Below are 17336 nucleotides of genomic sequence, written 5' to 3' on the forward strand. Positions count from 1 at the left end.
GATAGTCGGGTGGGGGCTCTTGCAGGTTTTATCGACTATTGCACAGGGAGCTTGAACTGGGAGTTCTACCAGGGGCCGAAGGTTTGATCTGCATCAAGCTTCCGGCCCCAGGGGCCATCCCCAATCTTCTGGTCAGTTGAGGCCGGAGCTTGCTGGGTACAGCAAGGTCCAACCCCAATTACTTGAAAAGATCCTTGACCTTGTCCGTCCAGCTCTTGGCGTTGGGCGAGTGGCGCTCGCCGCCGTCCTTCAGCGACTTGTCCAGCTCCTTCAGCAGCTTGCGCTGGTGCTCGGTCAGCTTGACCGGGGTCTCGATGCTGAAGTGGCAGTACAGATCACCGGGGTAGGACGAGCGCACGCCCTTGATGCCCTTGCCGCGCAGGCGGAAGGTCTTGCCGTGCTGGGTGCTCTCGGGCAGGTCGATCTCGGCCTTGCCGCCCAGGGTGGGCACCTCGATGCTGCCGCCCAGGGCCGCGGTGGTGAAGCTGATCGGCACGGTGCAGTGCAGGTCGTCGCCATCGCGCTCGAAGATCTCGTGCTGCTTGATGCGGATCTCGATGTACAGGTCGCCGGCCGGGCCGCCGTTGACACCGGGCTCGCCATTGCCGGCCGAACGGATGCGCATGCCCTCGTTGATGCCGGCCGGGATCTTGACCTCCAGGGTCTTGCTCTTCTTGACCTTGCCCTGGCCGTTGCAGGTCATGCAGGGGTCGGGGATGATCTTGCCGGTGCCGTGGCAGTGGGGGCAGGTCTGCTGCACCGAGAAGAAGCCCTGGCGCATGTGCACGGTGCCGCTGCCATTGCAGGCGCCGCAGCCCTTGGCCGTGGTGCCCGGCTTGGCGCCGGTGCCGCTGCAGGTCTCGCAGCTTTCCCAGGTGGGCACGCGGATCTGTGTTTCCTTGCCGCGTGCGGCTTCCTCCAGCGAGATCTCCATCGCGTAGCTGAGATCGCTGCCGCGATAGACCTGCTGGCCGCCCGCGCCACGCCGCGCACCGGCGGCGCCAGCGCCACCGAAGATGTCGCCGAAGATGTCGCCAAAGGCCTCGGCAAAGCCGCCGAAACCCTCGCCACCGGGGCCGCCGCCGCGGCCACCCATATTCGGGTCGACGCCGGCATGGCCGTACTGGTCATAGGCCGCGCGCTTTTGCGTGTCGGTGAGCATCTCGTAGGCCTCCTTGGCCTCCTTGAACTTCTCTTCCGACGCCTTGGCGCCGTCACCCTGATTGCGGTCGGGGTGGTGCTTCATGGCCAGCTTGCGGTAGGCCTTCTTGATCTCGTCGTCGGTGGCGTTCTTCGCCACACCGAGGACTTCGTAATAGTCACGCTTTGCCATGGGCTTGTCCGGCTCGTCAAATGAGAACGCCGCGAGGAGGGTTGAACGCCAGGTTCAGCACACTCTCACGCGGCGAAAGGTCACCGGGCTGCCCCGGTGCCCCGATGCTTACTTCTTGTCCTTGACTTCCTTGAACTCGGCGTCCACCACATTGTCGTCGGCGGGCTTGCTGTCGCCGGCCGGCTGTTGCGGGGCCTCGCCACCGGCGGGGCCGGCGGCCGCTGCGGCGGCCTGCTGGTCGGCATACATCTTCTCGCCCAGCTTCTGGCTGGCCGTGACCAGCACCTCGCTCTTGGCTTCGATGTCGGCCTTGTCCTCGCCCTTCATCGCTTCCTCGACGTCCTTGATGGCGGCCTCGATCTTGGCCTTTTCATCGGCATCGAGCTTGTCGCCGTACTCGGTCATCGACTTGCGCACGCTGTGCACCAGGCCATCGGCCTGATTCTTGGCCTGCACGATCTCGACCTTCTTCTTGTCCTCGACGGCGTTGGCCTCGGCGTCCTTCACCATCTTCTCGATCTCGGCCTCGGACAGGCCCGAGTTCGCCTTGATGGTGATCTTGTTTTCCTTGCCGGTGGCCTTGTCCTTGGCGCCGACGTGCAGGATGCCGTTGGCGTCGATGTCGAAGGTCACCTCGATCTGGGGCATGCCGCGCGGCGACGGGGGGATGCCTTCCAGATTGAATTCGCCCAGGCTCTTGTTGCCCACGGCCAGCTCGCGCTCGCCCTGGAAGACCTTGATGGTCACGGCCGGCTGGTTGTCGTCGGCGGTGGAGAAGGTCTGGCTGAACTTGGTCGGGATGGTCGTGTTCTTCTGGATCATCTTGGTCATCACGCCGCCCAGGGTTTCGATGCCCAGGCTCAGCGGTGTCACGTCCAGCAGCAGCACGTCCTTGCGCTCGCCGCCCAAGACCTGGCCCTGAATAGCTGCGCCCACGGCAACGGCTTCATCGGGGTTGACGTCCTTGCGTGGCTCCTTGCCGAAGAACTCCTTGACCTTGTCCTGCACCTTGGGCATGCGGGTCATGCCGCCGACCAGGATCACGTCGTCGATCTCGCTGTTCTTGACGCCGGCATCCTTGATGGCCACGCGGCAAGGGGCGATGGTGCGCTCGATCAGCTCTTCCACCAACGACTCCAGCTTGGCGCGGGTCAGCTTGATGTTGAGGTGCTTCGGGCCCGAGGCATCGGCCGTCACGTACGGCAGGTTGATGTCGGTCTGCGTCGAGTTCGACAGCTCGATCTTGGCCTTTTCGGCGGCTTCCTTCAGGCGCTGCAGGGCCAGCACGTCCTTGCCCAGATCAACGCCTTGCTCTTTCTTGAACTCGGCAATGATGTAGTCGATGATGCGCTGGTCGAAGTCTTCGCCGCCCAGGAAGGTGTCGCCGTTGGTCGACAGCACTTCGAACTGCATCTCGCCGTCGACGTCGGCGATCTCGATGATGGACACGTCAAAGGTGCCGCCACCCAGGTCATAGACGGCGATCTTGCGGTCGCCCTTGCCATGCTTGTCCAGGCCGAAGGCCAGGGCCGCGGCGGTGGGCTCGTTGATGATGCGCTTGACGTCCAGGCCGGCAATGCGGCCGGCGTCCTTGGTCGCCTGACGCTGGGCGTCATTGAAGTAGGCCGGCACCGTGATCACGGCCTCGGTGACTTCCTCGCCGAGATAGTCCTCGGCGGTCTTCTTCATCTTGCGCAGGATTTCGGCCGAGACCTGGGGCGGTGCCAGCTTCTTGCCGCGCACCTCGACCCAGGCGTCGCCGTTGTCGGCGGCCGCGATCTTGTAGGGCATCAGATCGATGTCCTTCTGCACTTCCTTCTCGGTGAACTTGCGGCCGATCAGGCGCTTCACCGCGTACAGCGTGTTCTTCGGGTTGGTGACGGCCTGGCGCTTGGCCGAGGCACCGACCAGGATCTCGCCATCTTCCTGATACGCAATGATGGACGGCGTGGTGCGCGCACCTTCGCTGTTCTCGATCACGCGGGTGGTGTTGCCTTCCATGACGGCCACGCACGAGTTCGTGGTGCCCAGGTCAATGCCGATGATTTTGCCCATTTTTTTGCTCCTGATACCTGAATTGCTGATGCTTCTAATCTGTGGATAAGTCGCCGTCTTTCAAGTGACGGCGGCTGTTAATTACTTGGGTGCGGTCACGGTGACCAAGGCCGGGCGCAGCACGCGGTCGGCGATCGAATAGCCCTTTTGCAGCACCATGACCACGGTGTTCGCTTCCTGCTCGGCCGGCACGACGCTGATCGCTTGGTGCTGATGCGGGTCGAATCGGGTGCCGGCGGCGGGGTTGATCTCGAGCACCTTGTTGCGCTCCAGCGCGCTGGCCAGCTGGCGCTTGGTGGCGTGCACGCCTTCCAGCACCTGCTCGACCTTGGCGTCGGGCATGGCGATCGCCGCTTCCATGCTGTCCATCACCGGCAGCATCGCCTCGGCAAAGGCCTCGACGGCGAATTTGCGAGCCTTGGACATTTCATCGTCCGAGCGGCGGCGGATGTTCTCGACCTCTGCCTTGGCGCGCAGATAGGCGTCGGACATTTCCGCTAGGCGGCCCTGGGCCTCGGCCAACTGGGCCTCCGGCGTGGCGGGGCTGGTCTGTGTGGCGGCTGCGGCCGTGGTTTCGGCGGCTGCCGTGCCAGGCTCTTGGGGTGTGGAGTTGTCGTTGGTCATGGTCAGTGAAAGCCGAAGAAAGGTTCCGGCTTGATGTGGGCCCATTGCCCTGGGTTTCAAGAGGGGAATTTCTACGATTCCGCCAAATTTCGCGAAATCGGCGTAGCCAAGGCGGGCTTGGTCAGTCGATGCTGGCGCTCCAGCGGTCCCAGTCGGCCAGCCTGCGCCGGTCCTGCTTGGTCGGGCGCCCCTCGGTGATGCTGGCGGCCGGCTCCGGCGCCAGGCGCTGCTGCTCGGCGGCCTTGGCACGGGCGGCCAGGCTCTCCGGCGTCTCCTCGTACAGCGCCTGGGCCTGGGGCGCGGGGCCGCGGATGGCGCTCAAACCCAGCACCCGCACGGTGCGGGCGATCTGGGCCTGGCGCAGATCGAGCAGATCGCCCGCGCGCAACTCCTTGGCCGCCTTGGCCGGCTGGCCATTCACCTGCACCCGGCCTTTGCCGACTTCCTCGGCGGCCAGCGAGCGGGTTTTATAGAAGCGGGCGGCCCAAAGCCATTTGTCCAGTCTCAAGGTGCGACGTTGTCAGAGGAGGAAAGGGGGCTATTGTCCTCTATCGTCGGCCAACGGCAACCTGACCGTCGCCGCCAGCCCGGTGACGCGGCCGCCGCGGACGAGATTGTCCAGGCTGATGCTGCCGCCCAGCGACAACACGATCTCGTGGCAGATCGCCAGGCCCAGGCCCGAACCCTGACGCTTTTCGCCGGCAGCAAAGGGCAGGAACAGCTTGTCGCGCTGGGCGTCGCTCAGCCCCGGGCCGCTGTCGCTGATGGTCAGCGCCGCATAGTTCGCGTCGGCCACCAGGGCAATGTTCAGCCGCCCCTGCTCGGGGCTGTGCTGGATGGCGTTGTGTAGCAGATTGCGGGTCAGCTCGCGCAGTGCCCATTCATAGCTGCGTATCGGTGCCGGCACGGTGGCGATATCGAAGTCCAACTGGCTCTCGGCGATCAGCGCCGACAGGTCCAGCGCCACCGCCCGCGTCACCTGGGCCCAGTCCTGCACCGGCGCCGGCTCGAGCTGCTGGCGCAACTGCTCGACCTTGGCCAGCGCCAGCATCTGATTGGCCAGCTGGGTGGCGCGCTCGACGGTGGTGTTGATCTCGCGCAGCGCCAGCATCGGCTCGACATCGCCATGCAGGGCCGATTGCACCTGGGTCTTCAGCACCGCCAGCGGTGTTTTCAGCTGGTGCGAGGCATCGCGCACAAAGCGCTTCTGATGTTCCAGCAGATGCCGCAGCTTGGCGACCACCTGGTTGGTGGCCTCGACGAGGGGCAGCCATTCGCGTGGGGCATCGGGGGCCTCCACCGGGGCCAGATCGTCCTCGCCGCGGGCCAGCAGCTGGGCGCTGAGGCGGCGCACCGGCAGAGTGGCGCGTTGCACCACCAGCACGACGACGACGACGATCACGATCACCAGCAGGGCCTGGCGCCACAGCGTCTCGACCAGGATCTTGCGTGCCAGCGTCTGGCGCAGCTCCAGGGTCTCGGCCACCTGGATGGTGGCGACGCCCTGGCCGCCGGCGCCGGCCACCGGTTGCAGCAGCACCGCCACGCGCACCGGCAGTCCGCGATAGCTGTCGTCATAGAAATCGACCAGGGCGGCGTACGGCCCCTGGGTCGGCAGCTTGCCTCGCCAGGCCGGGAAGTCATCGAAACCCGACACCATCTCGCCCTGGAAACCGCTGACCCGGTAGAACAGCCGGCTGCGGTTGTCGGCCTCGAAGGGCTCCAGCGCCGAATAGAGCACGGTGGCGCGCAGCCGTGCCTCGGTGCCCGCCCCCGAGACCTCCAGCAACTCGCCGATGGACTTGGCGGAGGCCAGCAAGGTGCGGTCATAGGCGGTGTCGGCTGCCTGCAGGGCCTGGCGGTAGAGGCTGACGGTGTTGAAGGCGATCAGCGCGATCACCGGCAGCAGGATGCCGATCACCAGGCGCCGGCGCAGCGAGGTGTGGCCGCCACGGCTCAGCACCCTCATGTATGGTCCCTCATGCCCCGGCCTTCAGCAGATAGCCCAGGCCGCGCAGCGTCACCAGCTGGGCGCCGGTCTGGGCAATTCGCTTGCGCAGGCGGTAGACGACCACCTCGATGGCCTCGATCTGCACGTCGGGCTCGCCCTGGAACACCAGCTCGAACAGGCGCTCCTTGGCCACCGCATGGCCGGGCCGGGCCAGCAGCGCGCGCAGCAGGGCTCCCTCGCGCGGGGTCAGTTCAAGCACGGCGCCCTGGAAGTAGATGGCACCGCTGTCGGCGTCCAGACTCATGCCGCAGAACTCGCGCCCGGGGCGCGTGCCTCCGGCGCTCTCGCTGCCGGCGCGGCGGGCCAGCGCCTGCACGCGGGCTTCCAGCTCGTCGAGGTCGAAGGGCTTGGGCAGATAGTCGTCGGCGCCGCTGTTCAGGCCGAGGATGCGGTCGCCGACGGTGCCGCGGGCGGTCAGTATCAGCACCGGCGTCTTCAGGCCGGCGGCGCGGGCCTGCTGCAGCACGTCCAGTCCATCGAGCCCGGGCAGGCTGAGGTCCAGCAGCACCACATCGGGCAGGCTGGCCTGCCAGCGGTCCAGCGCGCGCAGGCCGTCGCCGCAGCTGACGACCTGCATGCCGCGACGCTCGAATGCGCGGGCCAGGGTCAGCTGCATGGCGGGATCGTCTTCGACAAGAAGCAGCTTCATGGGTGGCGAGCCTAGCATTTGCCCTAGGTCACTGGACAGCCGACTGACAGCCTCGGGCGCGAATATGCACAGGCCAAATACCACTATGGAGACAAAACCATGCGTCGCGACACCTTTCTGAAGTCCCTGGCTGCCCTGGCCGCTGCCGGCGTGCTGCCCAGCACCGCCTTCGCCTCGGCGAATCTGAAGATGATGATTCCCGCCAATCCGGGCGGCGGCTGGGACACCACCGGCCGCGCGCTGGGCAAGGCTCTGCAGGACGCCGGTGTGGCGACCTCGGTGCAATACGAGAACAAGGGCGGCGCGGCCGGTGCCATCGGTCTGGCCCAGTTCGTCAATGCCAGCAAGGGCGACGGCAATGCCTTGATGGTGATGGGTGCGGTGATGCTGGGCGGCATCATCACCGGCAAGCCGCCGGTGAATCTGTCGCAGGCCACGCCGCTGGCGCGCCTGACCAGCGAGTACAACGTGTTCGTGCTGCCGGCCACCTCGCCGCTGAAGACCATGAAGGATGTGGTCGAGCAGATGAAGAAGGACCCCGGCAGCGTCAAGTGGGGCGGTGGTTCGCGCGGCTCGACCGAGCACATCGCCGCGGCCATGCTGGCGCGCGAGGCCGGTGTCGATGCGGCCAAGATCAACTACGTGCCCTTCCGTGGCGGCGGTGAGGCGACGGCGGCCATCCTGGGCGGCAACGTCACCGTGGGCGGCAGCGGCTACAGCGAGTTCCAGCAATACATCGAGAGCGGCAAGATGCGCGCCGTGGCCGTGACCTCGCCGACGCGCCTGAAGGGCCTGGACATCCCGACCTTGAAGGAGCTGGGCTACAACGTCGAGATCGGCAACTGGCGCGGCGTCTATGCCGCAGCCGGCGTCACGCCCGAGCAGCGCAAAGCCTTGACCGACATGATCCTGAAGGCCACCAAGTCCAAGGCCTGGGCCGAGGCGCTGGAGAAGAACGGCTGGACCCCGGCCCTGCTGACCGGCCCGGCCTTCGACGAATTCGTCGATCGCGAGTTCGCGACGCTGCGCGCGACCATGGTCAAGTCCGGCATGATCTAAGCCTCTCACGGCATATCGATGTGTCGGTCGGCGGGCTGCTCAGCCCGCCTCTTCCATTTCTGACGGAGGGCGCATGACGACCCAACCCCGAACCGTGCTCAACCAGTCGCTGGTGGGCCTTGGCGCGCTGCTGATCGGCGCCGTGATGGCCTATGGTGCGGCCGCAATTCCGTCCGACGCGGGTTATGCGGGCGTCGGCCCGAATGCCTTGCCCTGGCTGGTATCCGTGGTGCTGATGGTCTGCGGCCTGTGGCTGATCTGGGAGGCGCGCAGCGGCGGCTACCGCGAGATGGAGCCGGCCTCGGGCGCCGTTCATGGCGACTGGCGGGCGGTGGCCTGGGTGGTGGCCGGCGTGATTGCCAATGCCAGCCTGATCACGGTGATCGGCTTCATCCTTGCCTGCACCCTGTGCTTTGCAATGGCCGTGCGCGGGCTGCGCATGTCCGAAGGCAAGCCCGGCGGCGGGCCGCGTCAGGCGCTGATCGACGCTGTCACCGGCATCCTGATCGCCGCACCGGTGTTCTGGCTGTTCACCAAATTGCTGGCGATCAATCTGCCGGGCCTGACGGCCAGCGGTTGGATCTGATGTGCTGACTTTGCGGGTTGGACCTTGCTGTACCCAGCAAGCTCCGACCCCAACTGACTAGGGGCAATGATGGATCTCTGGAACAACTTGCTGGGTGGCTTTGCCACTGCCGGCACGCCAATCAATCTGCTGTGGGCCTTTCTCGGCTGCGTCATCGGCACCGGCATCGGCGTGCTGCCGGGGCTGGGCCCGGCGGTGACGGTGGCGATGCTGCTGCCGATCACGGCGCAGGTCGAGCCGACCGCCTCGATGATCTTCTTCGCCGGCATCTACTACGGCGCCATGTATGGCGGCTCGACCACCTCCATCCTGCTCAATACGCCGGGCGAGACGGGGACGATGGTGACGGCGCTGGAGGGCTTCAAGATGGCCAAGAGCGGCCGCGCGGGGGCAGCTCTTGCCACGTCGGCGATAGGCTCCTTCGTCGCCGGCACCATTGCCACCGTGCTGGTCACGCTGTTCGCGCCGGTGGTGGCCGAGTTTGCCGTCACCCTGGGCCCGCCCGAGTACTTCTGCCTGATGCTGCTGGCCTTCACGACCGTCAGTGCCGTGCTGGGCAAGAGCACCCTGCGCGGCATGACGGCGCTGTTTATCGGCCTGGCCATGGGCCTGGTCGGCCTGGATCAGATCACCGCCCAGGTGCGCTACACGGCGGGCATCCCCGAGTTCATGGACGGCATCGAGACGGTGCTGGTGGCGGTGGGCCTGTTCGCCGTCGGCGAGACGCTCTACAACGCCCTGTACGAGGGTCGCAGCTCGCAGGAGCTGAACAAGATGAGCTCGGTGCACATGACCAAGAGCGAGTGGCGGCGCTCCTGGCCGGCCTGGCTGCGCGGCACCTTCATCGGCTTTCCGTTCGGCACCATTCCGGCCGGTGGCTCCGAGATCCCGACCTTTCTGAGCTATGCAGCCGAGCGCAAGCTGTCCAAGCACCAGCATGAGTTCGGCACCACCGGTGCGATCGAAGGCGTGGCCGGCCCGGAGGCGGCCAACAACTCGGCGGTGACGGCGACCCTGGTGCCGCTGCTGACGCTGGGCATACCGACCTCGGTGACGGCGGCCATCCTCTTGAGTGCGCTGCAGAACTACGGCATCCAGGCCGGGCCCCAGCTGTTCCAGACCTCGTCCGCCCTGGTCTGGGCGCTGATCGCCTCGCTCTACATCGGCAATGTGATGCTGCTGGTGCTGAACCTGCCGATGGTGGGCCTGTGGGTGAAGCTCTTGAAGATTCCCAAACCGCAGCTCTACGCCGGCATCCTGATCTTCGCCACCGTGGGTGTGTACGGCATGCGCCAGAGCGCCTTCGACTTGTATCTGATGCTGGCCATAGGCCTGCTCGGCGTGGTGATGCGGCGCTTCGACTTCCCGACCGCGCCGGTGGTCGTGGGCATGATTCTCGGCCCCATCGCCGAGGCGCAGATGCGCAATGCGCTGTCGATCGGCGAGGGGCACTGGGGCGTGTTCTTCCAGCGGCCGATGTCGGCGGGCCTGCTGGCCGTCGTCGTGCTGGTGCTGGTGGCGCCGCGGGTGATGCGCTGGCGCAGCAACCGGGCCGCCTGAGGAAAGGCGGCCTGTCGGGGCCTCAGGGTTTGTGCGCCCCTAGATTGAAATGTGCGGACCTCAACTTTGCGGATGATTTGATGCAAATTGCAACCTATTCTCATCTTGCCCAGGCCCTGGAGCTGGGTGTCAACATGAGGATCAGGACATGCATTTGCCCGTTGCCCCTGTTCGCGGCGCTGTGCCGCCAGTCTTCAAACTGAAACCCCTAGCGCCGATTGCCCTGGCCGCTGCGCTGGCCCTTTGGGCCTTGCCCGGACAGGCGGGCATATCGACCACCGGCAGCACAGCCTCCAATCCGCCGGGGGCCTTGCTGGGGCCGGGTGATACCGTGGCACCGGCCGCGACCGTCATCATCGGGTCGGGCGGCGTCGGTTCGCTGCAGGTCGATGGCGGTTCCTTCCTGCAACTGGCGAACCTGAGCTTCGGCAACGGCGGCACCGGCAATGGCAGCGGCCTGCTGACCGGTGCCGGCAGCCGCGTCGAGCTGGTCGGCAATGGCACGGGCTCGCAGGCGCAGCGTCTGTGGGTCGGCAACTGGGGCACCGGCGTGCTGACCGTCGCTGCGGGTGCGACGCTTGACACAAGCACCCAGTACAGCGCCTGCCTGATCCAGTTCCATTACTGCGACTCTTTTGTCGGCTCTGCCGCCGGCGACAACGCCACGCTCAATGTGACCGGCGCTGGCAGCCAGGTGCGCATCGGCAGCCAGTTGTTCGTCGGCCATCCGGGTCTCGGGATCCAGAATCTGGTCGGCTACACCTACGGCACACCGGGCGCCACCGTGACGGCCAATGTCAATGTGCTGGCCGGGGGCGAGCTGAAGACCGACCGCGCCCAGATCGGCACGCGGCAATGGGACACCTCCAGCACCGGCTACGAGCGCAGCGTCAGCAATGTGCTGATCAGCGGCGCCGGTTCGCGCTGGGTCAGCGTCGGGGGCGAGACCTGGAACAGCGTCACCGGCGCGATCTTCAATCCCGGGTCGGGCATTTCGACGGCCCTGGACCGCTACGCCGTGGCCAATATCGACATCCGCGATGGTGGCCAGATGCGCATCGATGGCGTGGAGGGCATTTTCAGCTACCTGAACCTGACCACCGGTGGCGGACGCACCGACATGAGCCTACGTGGCGCCGGCTCCAGCCTCCTGTTCACCGGCGATGCCGGCGTGCTGCAGGTGGGTCGAACGCTTGGTAGCGCCTCGTTGGAGATACGCGAGGGCGCCACGGCCAGCGGCATGTTCTATCTGTCGGTCGGCCGCGATGCCTCCTTCGGCCAACTGCTCGTGGACGGGGGCGGCTCCGAGGTATCGATCAACGGCACGGCGTCCGCCGCCGCGAACGGCACGGCCGCCACCGGGAGCATGGACATCGGCCGGGGCGGAGGCACGGGCGTCGTCACTGTCAGCAGCGGCGGCAAGATCCTCCTGCAGACCGCCGTGGCACGGCCGTCGGGCACGGTCCTGAACATCGGCCGTGATGCCAGTTCGTCGGGCACGCTTAACATCAGCGGCGCAGGCTCGACGGTGATGATCTCCGCGGCCTCGGTGCTGCCCGGTGGCGGCGTGGGCGAGGCGCTCAATCCGCAGATGCGCGTGGGGCGTGAGGGCTCGGGCCAGCTGAACGTCCTGGCCGGGGGGAAGCTGTTGCTGGATGGCCAGGCGGTGTCGACGCCGGCCGCCTCACGCAGCACCAGCCTGCTGATCGGCGGTGTGTCGGAATCGGCCAATGGCGGCAAGGGCATTGCCCTGGTCTCGGGGGCCGGCTCGGAGATCAGGCTCAGCGGCAGTGATCGCTACATCGGCGTCGGCCATGGTCCGCAGAGCAATGGCCAGCTGACGGTGCAGGACCACGGTGAGGTCAGTTCCACCAGCATCACCATCGGTCGCACCGGCGGCGTCGGCGTGCTCAAGCTCGATGCCGGTGTGCTGACCTTGACGGGCCAGCAAACCGGTTCGAATCAGGCCGGGGCCAATTTGTCGATCGGCAATGGCGGCGGCGTCGGCGTGGCGATGATAGGCAACGGCAGCAGCGTCACCATCAGCAATATGGGATCCAGCGGTGCCAGCCTCAACCTGGGCGGCACCAGCAACTTTCCTCTCGGCGATGGCAGCCTGACGCTGTCCGGCGCTTCGGCCATTCACGTCATCGCGGCGCCGGGCATGGCGACCATGAATTTGGGCCGAGATGGAACGGCATTCGCCCGCGTGCGCGGCGCCAGCAGCATAGACCTGGGCGACGGCTCGCTCTACATCGGCCGGCTGTCGGGATCGGATGGCACCTTGATCGTCAGCGAGAACTCGACCGTCAACGCTGGCTGGGTGGGCGTGGGCCGCAACAAGACGGCGGGAGGCAGCGTGGATGGCGGCACCGGCACCTTCGTGCTCAACAACAGCGTGCTGAACGCGCCGACCGTCATCATCGGCACCAATGGCTTCCTCGGCGGCAATGGCACGATCAATGGCACGGTCACCAACTACGGCATCTTCAGCCCGGGCAATTCGCCTGGGACGATGGCCATCAACGGCGCGTTCTCGGCTGCGGCCGGCAGCCGGTTGATCCTGGAGGTGGAGAGTGATGGCGCGGGCGGTTTCAACACCGACCAGGTGGTGTTCGGCGAGGGCTCGCTGCTGGACCTGTCGGCGCTGAAGGTCGAGTTCCGCTTCCTGGGTGCCACGGATCCGAATGCCTTCCAGAGCAGCGGCGGCTTTGATGTGGACAAATTCTTCCGTTCGCGCGGTGCTGGTGGTGACAGCGATCTGGCGCACGACCTGTTTGCCACCGCCAGCTTCACGGCCCAGGCCGACCAGTACACGATCAGCAGTTTCACGTTCAGCGCCGATGGCGGTGCGGTGTTCAGTGCCGTTCCGGTGCCGGAGCCGGGCACCTGGGCGCTGATGTTGGGTGGCTTGCTGCTGACGGCGTCGGTGGCACGGCGCCGCCGCTGAAATCAGCTGGCAGCACCCAGCGCCAGCGCGGCCTCGCGCTGACGCTGCAGGGCCGCCGCATCAGGCGCCACCTGCGTGGGCCAGCCCTGCAGATGGCGCTCGGCCAGGGCGGTGAGGGCGCGCATGCCATCGGGCCTGTCGTTCAGGCAGGGGATGTAGTGGAAGTCCTTGCCACCGGCGGCTAGGAAGGCCTCGCGGGCTTCCAGGTTGATCTCTTCAAGGGTCTCCAGGCAGTCAGCGCTGAAGCCGGGGCAGATCACATCAACGCGGGCCACGCCCTCAGCTGCCAGACGCTTCAGGCTGGGCTCGGTGTAGGGCTCCAACCACTTGGCCTTGCCGAAGCGGCTCTGGAAGGTCACCAGGTATTGTTCCTTGGCTAGGTTCAGTGCCTCAGCCAAGAGACGCCCCGTCTTCAGGCACTCGCAGTGATAAGGGTCGCCGAGGGCCAGGGTGCGTGCCGGCATGCCGTGAAAACTCATCACCAGCTTGTCCGGCCGGCCCTCGCGCTCCCAATGCTCGCGCACGCTATTGGCCAGGGCGGCAATGAAGCCGGGGTCATCGTGGTAGCGGTTGACGAAGCGCAGTTCGGGGATGTTGCGGCGCTGGGTCGTCCACTGCGAGACCGCGTCGATGGTGCTGGCCGTCGTCGCGCCGGAGTACTGCGGATAGGCCGGCAGTATCAGCAGGCGGGTCACGCCCTGGGCGGCCAACTCGTCAAGCACCTGCGGGATGCCCGGGTTGCCATAACGCATGGCATAGCGCACAGCCACGGCGTGGCCCCGCTCGCCAAGATAGCCACCCAGCAGCTTGGCCTGCCGCTCGGTCCAGACGCGCAGCGGCGAGCCCTCGGGCATCCAGACACTTGCGTACTTGGCCGCCGACTTGGCCGGCCGCACGCGCAGGATGATGCCGTGCAAGATCACTTTCCAGACGATGGCCGGAATCTCGACCACGCGGGTGTCGCTGAGGAACTGGGCCAGGTAGCGGCGCAGCGCCGGAGCGGTGGGCTCATCGGGCGTGCCCAGATTGCACAGCAGCACGGCGGTGCGCGGCGTCTGGCCGTGAGAGAAGGCGGGTTCGGGTTGATAGCGCATGGGTCGAGTTTGAGGTCAGCCGCCGGAGCGTCCGCTGAAATGTTGGCCCGGTTGGGTGTCGGCAAAGTGCAGGACTTCGAAGCGGACGCTGGGCGCACTCAGGTCGGTCGGCGGACTGCCCAGGCCGATCACGCCGCTGCCATGCAGGGTGCAGGAGCCGCGCCTGAGGTTGAGAATCTCGCCATCGGTACCGAAGCGCACATAGGTGCCGTTGTAGCTGAGATCGGTCAGGGAGAATGTGTTGCCATGCCAGTCGATGCGCGCATGGGAGCGCGACACGCGGGCATCGGTGATGCAGTAGGTGGCCTGCACGCTGCGGCCCAGCACGATGGGCATGGCGGCGGCGTCGAAGACCCGGTCCAGGTCCAGCCAGACCAGGCGTATACCGTCGGGCTCGGCCGAGCGGATCACGTCGCCGAATTGTGTCGGCGCGACGTCGCCGCCATTCGAGGTGTCCAGCACCAGCACGTGGATGGGCTCGACGCGGCCGCGCAGGGTGATGCGGTCGAGGCTGCGGAAGTGCCCGTGTTGGGCCTTGGGCAGGCCGGCCAGCACTTCGCCCGTGATCAGGGTCTCGTTGTCGCCTGCATGGTCGAGCAGACGGGCCGCGACATTGACCGCATCGCCAAAGCAGTCGCCGGCCATCTCGACCACCTCGCCGCGGGCCAGCGCCACCTGCAGCTTCATGCCTCTGAGCGCCTTCGATGCGCCGCGCTGGCGGCCGCGCAGGACCATGCGCTGCAAGGCCTCGTGCATCATCGCTGCGGACTTCAAACCCTCGGGCGGTGTGGCGAAGATGGCCATCAAGCCATCGCCAAGTGTCTTGACCAGGGTGCCACCGCACTTGCCCACCGCCTCGCTGACCTGCTTGACGGTCTGTGTCACCACAGCCGTGGCCTCGGCATTGCCCAGCGACTCATAGAGCGCCGTGCTGCCGCGCAGGTCGGCAAACAAGACGGTGCGCTCCCGTATCAGGGTCATGAGTGAAGGTGTTGGGCTGTGAGATGAGAACTACTGCTCAGTGTAGCGCCGGGTCGTGACGGCTGATGCTGCGCAGCGCACATGAAAAAGGCCGGCATTGCGGCCGGCCTTAGATGCAGAGTGCATGCGCAGAATCAGATGTTATCCAGATACGTGCGCAGCTTGTCCGACCGGCTCGGATGCTTGAGCTTGCGGATCGCCTTGGCTTCGATCTGGCGGATGCGCTCGCGGGTGACGTCGAACTGCTTGCCGACTTCTTCCAGCGTGTGGTCCGTGCTCATCTCGATGCCGAAGCGCATGCGCAGCACCTTGGCCTCGCGCGGCGTCAGGCTGTCGAGGATGTCCTTGACCACATCGCGCAGACCCGCCTGCATGGCGGCCTCGATGGGCGCCGTGTTGTTGGTGTCCTCGATGAAGTCGCCCAGATGCGAATCGTCGTCGTCGCCGATCGGCGTTTCCATCGAGATCGGCTCCTTGGCGATCTTCATGATCTTGCGGATCTTGTCCTCGGGGATCTCCATCTTCTCGGCCAGCGTCGGTGCATCCGGCTCGAAGCCGAACTCCTGCAAATGCTGGCGGCTCAGGCGGTTCATCTTGTTGATCGTCTCGATCATGTGCACCGGGATGCGGATGGTGCGCGCTTGATCGGCGATCGAACGGGTGATGGCCTGACGGATCCACCAGGTTGCATAGGTCGAGAATTTGTAGCCGCGGCGATATTCGAACTTGTCCACCGCCTTCATCAGGCCGATATTGCCTTCCTGGATCAGGTCCAGGAACTGCAGGCCACGGTTGGTGTACTTCTTCGCGATCGAGATCACCAGGCGCAGATTGGCCTCGATCATCTCCTTCTTGGCATCGCGCGAGGACTTCTCACCCTCGTTCATGCGCTTGTTGATGCCCTTCAGGTCTTCCAGCGGCACGACGGCCCGGCCTTGCAGGTCGATCAGCTTCTGCTGCAGTTCCTGCACCGCCGGCAGATTGCGCGTCAGCACGGCAGCAAAAGGCTTGCCGGTGGCGATTTCCTTCTCGGCCCAGCTGCGGTTCAGCGCATTGGGCGGGAAGGTCTTGATGAAGTGCTCCTGCGGCATGCCGCACTTGTCGACGACGATCTTGCGCAGTTCGCGCTCGTAGCGTCGCACGTCATCGACCTGCGAGCGCAGGATGTCGCACAGCTTCTCGATCGTCTTGACGGTGAAGCGTATGGTCATCAGCTCCGAGCTGATGGCATGCTGGCTCTTCTCGTACGAAGGCGACTTGTAGCCGTCCTTCTCGAAGGCCTTGCGCATCTTGTCGAAGTTGGTCGACAGCGCATCGAACTTGACCAGCGCCGCGTTCTTCAGCTCTTCGAGCTTCTTGGTCAGCGCCTTGCTGCCGCCCTGGCCGTCGTCGTCGTCTTCCTCGTCGAAGAAGTCCACGTCTTCTTCGGCCACATAGTCGTCGGCCTCGCCTTCGGACACGAAGCCGTCGACGATTTCGGAGATCTTGGCTTCGCCCGAGCGGATGCGGCCGGCCATGGCCAGGATCTCGGCGATCGTGGTGGGCGAGGCGGAGATGGCCAGCATCATCGCCTGCAGGCCGCCTTCGATGCGCTTGGCGATCTCGATTTCGCCTTCACGGGTCAGCAGCTCGACCGTGCCCATTTCGCGCATATACATGCGCACCGGGTCGGTGGTGCGGCCGAACTCGGAGTCCACCGTCGACAGTGCCGCTTCGGCGGCTTCTTCGGCTTCTTCTTCGGTGGCCGTCGAGGTGCTGGCGCCGGCGATCAGCAGGGTGGCCGCGTCGGGCGCCTGCTCATAGACCGCGATGCCCATGTCGTTCAACATCGACACGATGGCTTCGAGGATTTCGTTGTCCACCAGCTTTTCGGGCAGGTGGTCGTTGATTTCCTGGTGGGTCAGGAAGCCGCGCGTCTTGCCCATCTTGATGAGCGTCTTCAGCTCATGACGGCGCTTGGCGACTTCCTCTTCGGTCAGCGCGGTCTCGTCCAGGCCGAACTCGCGCATCAGCGCGCGCTCCTTGGCCCGCGACACCTTCATGCGCAGCGGCTTGGCCTTGGGCTTGGCTTCGCCGGTGTCTTCGACCTCGGCTTCCGGCTCGGCTTCAGCCTCCAGCTCCAGATCGGCCTCGACATCGCTGAAGTCCTCTTCGGGGATGTCGTCCTTCTTCTTGGTCTCGACCGCGGCGGCCTTGGGCTTGCGCCCGCGCTTGGCCTTGACTTCGTCGTCCGCCTTGGCTGCGGGAGCGGCCTTGGCTGCCTTGGCAGATTTCTTCTTGTCTTCTGCTTCGGTCGTGGCGGGGGCGTCAGCCTTCGACGGGGCGGTCTTCTTTGCGGTCATGCAAGTCCTCAAGTGCTTAGGGGCGGGGCAAGGCCAGTGCCGGTAGATGGCATCAAAAAACAGCAAATCAATGCCGGATTTCATGCGTTTCA

13 protein-coding genes are annotated in these 17336 nt (G+C 65.8%); 4 read left to right on the forward strand and 9 right to left on the reverse strand.

Going from position 1 to position 17336, the window contains the following annotated elements:
• Positions 1 to 178: 178 nt before the first annotated feature.
• The 6 genes from dnaJ to DES47_RS01485 form a co-directional block, all read right to left on the reverse strand.
• A complete protein-coding gene (dnaJ, locus tag DES47_RS01460; RefSeq protein WP_133698885.1) occupies positions 179 to 1333 on the reverse strand; it encodes a molecular chaperone DnaJ in 1155 nt (384 codons plus the stop codon).
• A gap of 108 nt (positions 1334 to 1441) precedes the next feature.
• Positions 1442 to 3388, reverse strand: a complete 1947-nt coding sequence (gene dnaK, locus DES47_RS01465) for a molecular chaperone DnaK (RefSeq protein WP_133698886.1) — start codon at positions 3386 to 3388, stop codon at positions 1442 to 1444.
• Positions 3389 to 3469: 81 nt separating this feature from the next.
• A complete protein-coding gene (gene grpE, locus DES47_RS01470; RefSeq protein ID WP_133698887.1) occupies positions 3470 to 4012 on the reverse strand; it encodes a nucleotide exchange factor GrpE in 543 nt (180 codons plus the stop codon).
• A 121-nt stretch (positions 4013 to 4133) separates the two neighbouring features.
• A complete protein-coding gene (locus tag DES47_RS01475) occupies positions 4134 to 4520 on the reverse strand; it encodes an RNA-binding S4 domain-containing protein (protein ID WP_133698888.1) in 387 nt (128 codons plus the stop codon).
• Between the two features lie 30 nt (positions 4521 to 4550).
• Complete coding sequence (locus DES47_RS01480) at positions 4551 to 5981, reverse strand: sensor histidine kinase (RefSeq protein WP_133698889.1); 1431 nt, start codon at positions 5979 to 5981, stop codon at positions 4551 to 4553.
• Positions 5982 to 5991: 10 nt separating this feature from the next.
• Positions 5992 to 6672 carry a response regulator transcription factor gene (locus tag DES47_RS01485; protein WP_133698890.1) on the reverse strand — a complete coding sequence of 227 codons (681 nt, stop codon included), beginning with the start codon at positions 6670 to 6672 and terminating at the stop codon, positions 5992 to 5994.
• Between the two features lie 99 nt (positions 6673 to 6771).
• On the opposite strand from DES47_RS01485, the gene DES47_RS01490 reads away from it, so the two are divergent.
• From DES47_RS01490 to DES47_RS01505, 4 genes are all read left to right on the forward strand, one after another.
• Positions 6772 to 7731 (forward strand): Bug family tripartite tricarboxylate transporter substrate binding protein, encoded by a 960-nt coding sequence (locus DES47_RS01490; protein ID WP_133698891.1) that lies wholly within the window; start codon positions 6772 to 6774, stop codon positions 7729 to 7731.
• Between the two features lie 73 nt (positions 7732 to 7804).
• Positions 7805 to 8317, forward strand: coding sequence for a tripartite tricarboxylate transporter TctB family protein (locus tag DES47_RS01495; RefSeq protein WP_133698892.1), 513 nt, complete (start codon positions 7805 to 7807; stop codon positions 8315 to 8317).
• 69 nt (positions 8318 to 8386) lie between these two features.
• Entirely contained in the window at positions 8387 to 9877 is a 1491-nt protein-coding gene (locus DES47_RS01500; protein ID WP_133698893.1) for a tripartite tricarboxylate transporter permease, read from the forward strand.
• A gap of 148 nt (positions 9878 to 10025) precedes the next feature.
• Positions 10026 to 12827, forward strand: a complete 2802-nt coding sequence (locus tag DES47_RS01505; RefSeq protein ID WP_133698894.1) for a PEP-CTERM sorting domain-containing protein — start codon at positions 10026 to 10028, stop codon at positions 12825 to 12827.
• Between the two features lie 2 nt (positions 12828 to 12829).
• Here the strand turns inward: DES47_RS01505 and hemH are convergent, their stop codons facing one another.
• The 3 genes from hemH to rpoD form a co-directional block, all read right to left on the reverse strand.
• Positions 12830 to 13921, reverse strand: a complete 1092-nt coding sequence (hemH, locus tag DES47_RS01510; protein ID WP_133698895.1) for a ferrochelatase — start codon at positions 13919 to 13921, stop codon at positions 12830 to 12832.
• A gap of 15 nt (positions 13922 to 13936) precedes the next feature.
• A complete protein-coding gene (locus DES47_RS01515; protein WP_133698896.1) occupies positions 13937 to 14902 on the reverse strand; it encodes an adenylate/guanylate cyclase domain-containing protein in 966 nt (321 codons plus the stop codon).
• Positions 14903 to 15036: 134 nt separating this feature from the next.
• Positions 15037 to 17244: an RNA polymerase sigma factor RpoD gene (gene rpoD / locus DES47_RS01520; RefSeq protein WP_133698897.1), complete on the reverse strand. Its 2208-nt coding sequence runs from the start codon at positions 17242 to 17244 to the stop codon at positions 15037 to 15039.
• Positions 17245 to 17336 lie beyond the last annotated feature (92 nt).

The organism is Roseateles toxinivorans (assembly GCF_004362525.1).
Classification (GTDB): Bacteria; Pseudomonadota; Gammaproteobacteria; order Burkholderiales; family Burkholderiaceae_C; genus Paucibacter; species Paucibacter toxinivorans.

Coding starts and splice junctions, on each gene's coding strand:
- DES47_RS01495 (WP_133698892.1), top strand. CDS start 7,805: ATGACGACCCAACCCCGAACCGTGCTCAACCAGTCGCTGGTGGGCCTT.
- dnaJ (WP_133698885.1), bottom strand. CDS start 1,333: ATGGCAAAGCGTGACTATTACGAAGTCCTCGGTGTGGCGAAGAACGCC.
- DES47_RS01505 (WP_133698894.1), top strand. CDS start 10,026: ATGCATTTGCCCGTTGCCCCTGTTCGCGGCGCTGTGCCGCCAGTCTTC.
- dnaK (WP_133698886.1), bottom strand. CDS start 3,388: ATGGGCAAAATCATCGGCATTGACCTGGGCACCACGAACTCGTGCGTG.
- hemH (WP_133698895.1), bottom strand. CDS start 13,921: ATGCGCTATCAACCCGAACCCGCCTTCTCTCACGGCCAGACGCCGCGC.
- DES47_RS01490 (WP_133698891.1), top strand. CDS start 6,772: ATGCGTCGCGACACCTTTCTGAAGTCCCTGGCTGCCCTGGCCGCTGCC.
- DES47_RS01480 (WP_133698889.1), bottom strand. CDS start 5,981: ATGAGGGTGCTGAGCCGTGGCGGCCACACCTCGCTGCGCCGGCGCCTG.
- DES47_RS01515 (WP_133698896.1), bottom strand. CDS start 14,902: ATGACCCTGATACGGGAGCGCACCGTCTTGTTTGCCGACCTGCGCGGC.
- DES47_RS01500 (WP_133698893.1), top strand. CDS start 8,387: ATGGATCTCTGGAACAACTTGCTGGGTGGCTTTGCCACTGCCGGCACG.
- grpE (WP_133698887.1), bottom strand. CDS start 4,012: ATGACCAACGACAACTCCACACCCCAAGAGCCTGGCACGGCAGCCGCC.
- DES47_RS01485 (WP_133698890.1), bottom strand. CDS start 6,672: ATGAAGCTGCTTCTTGTCGAAGACGATCCCGCCATGCAGCTGACCCTG.
- rpoD (WP_133698897.1), bottom strand. CDS start 17,244: ATGACCGCAAAGAAGACCGCCCCGTCGAAGGCTGACGCCCCCGCCACG.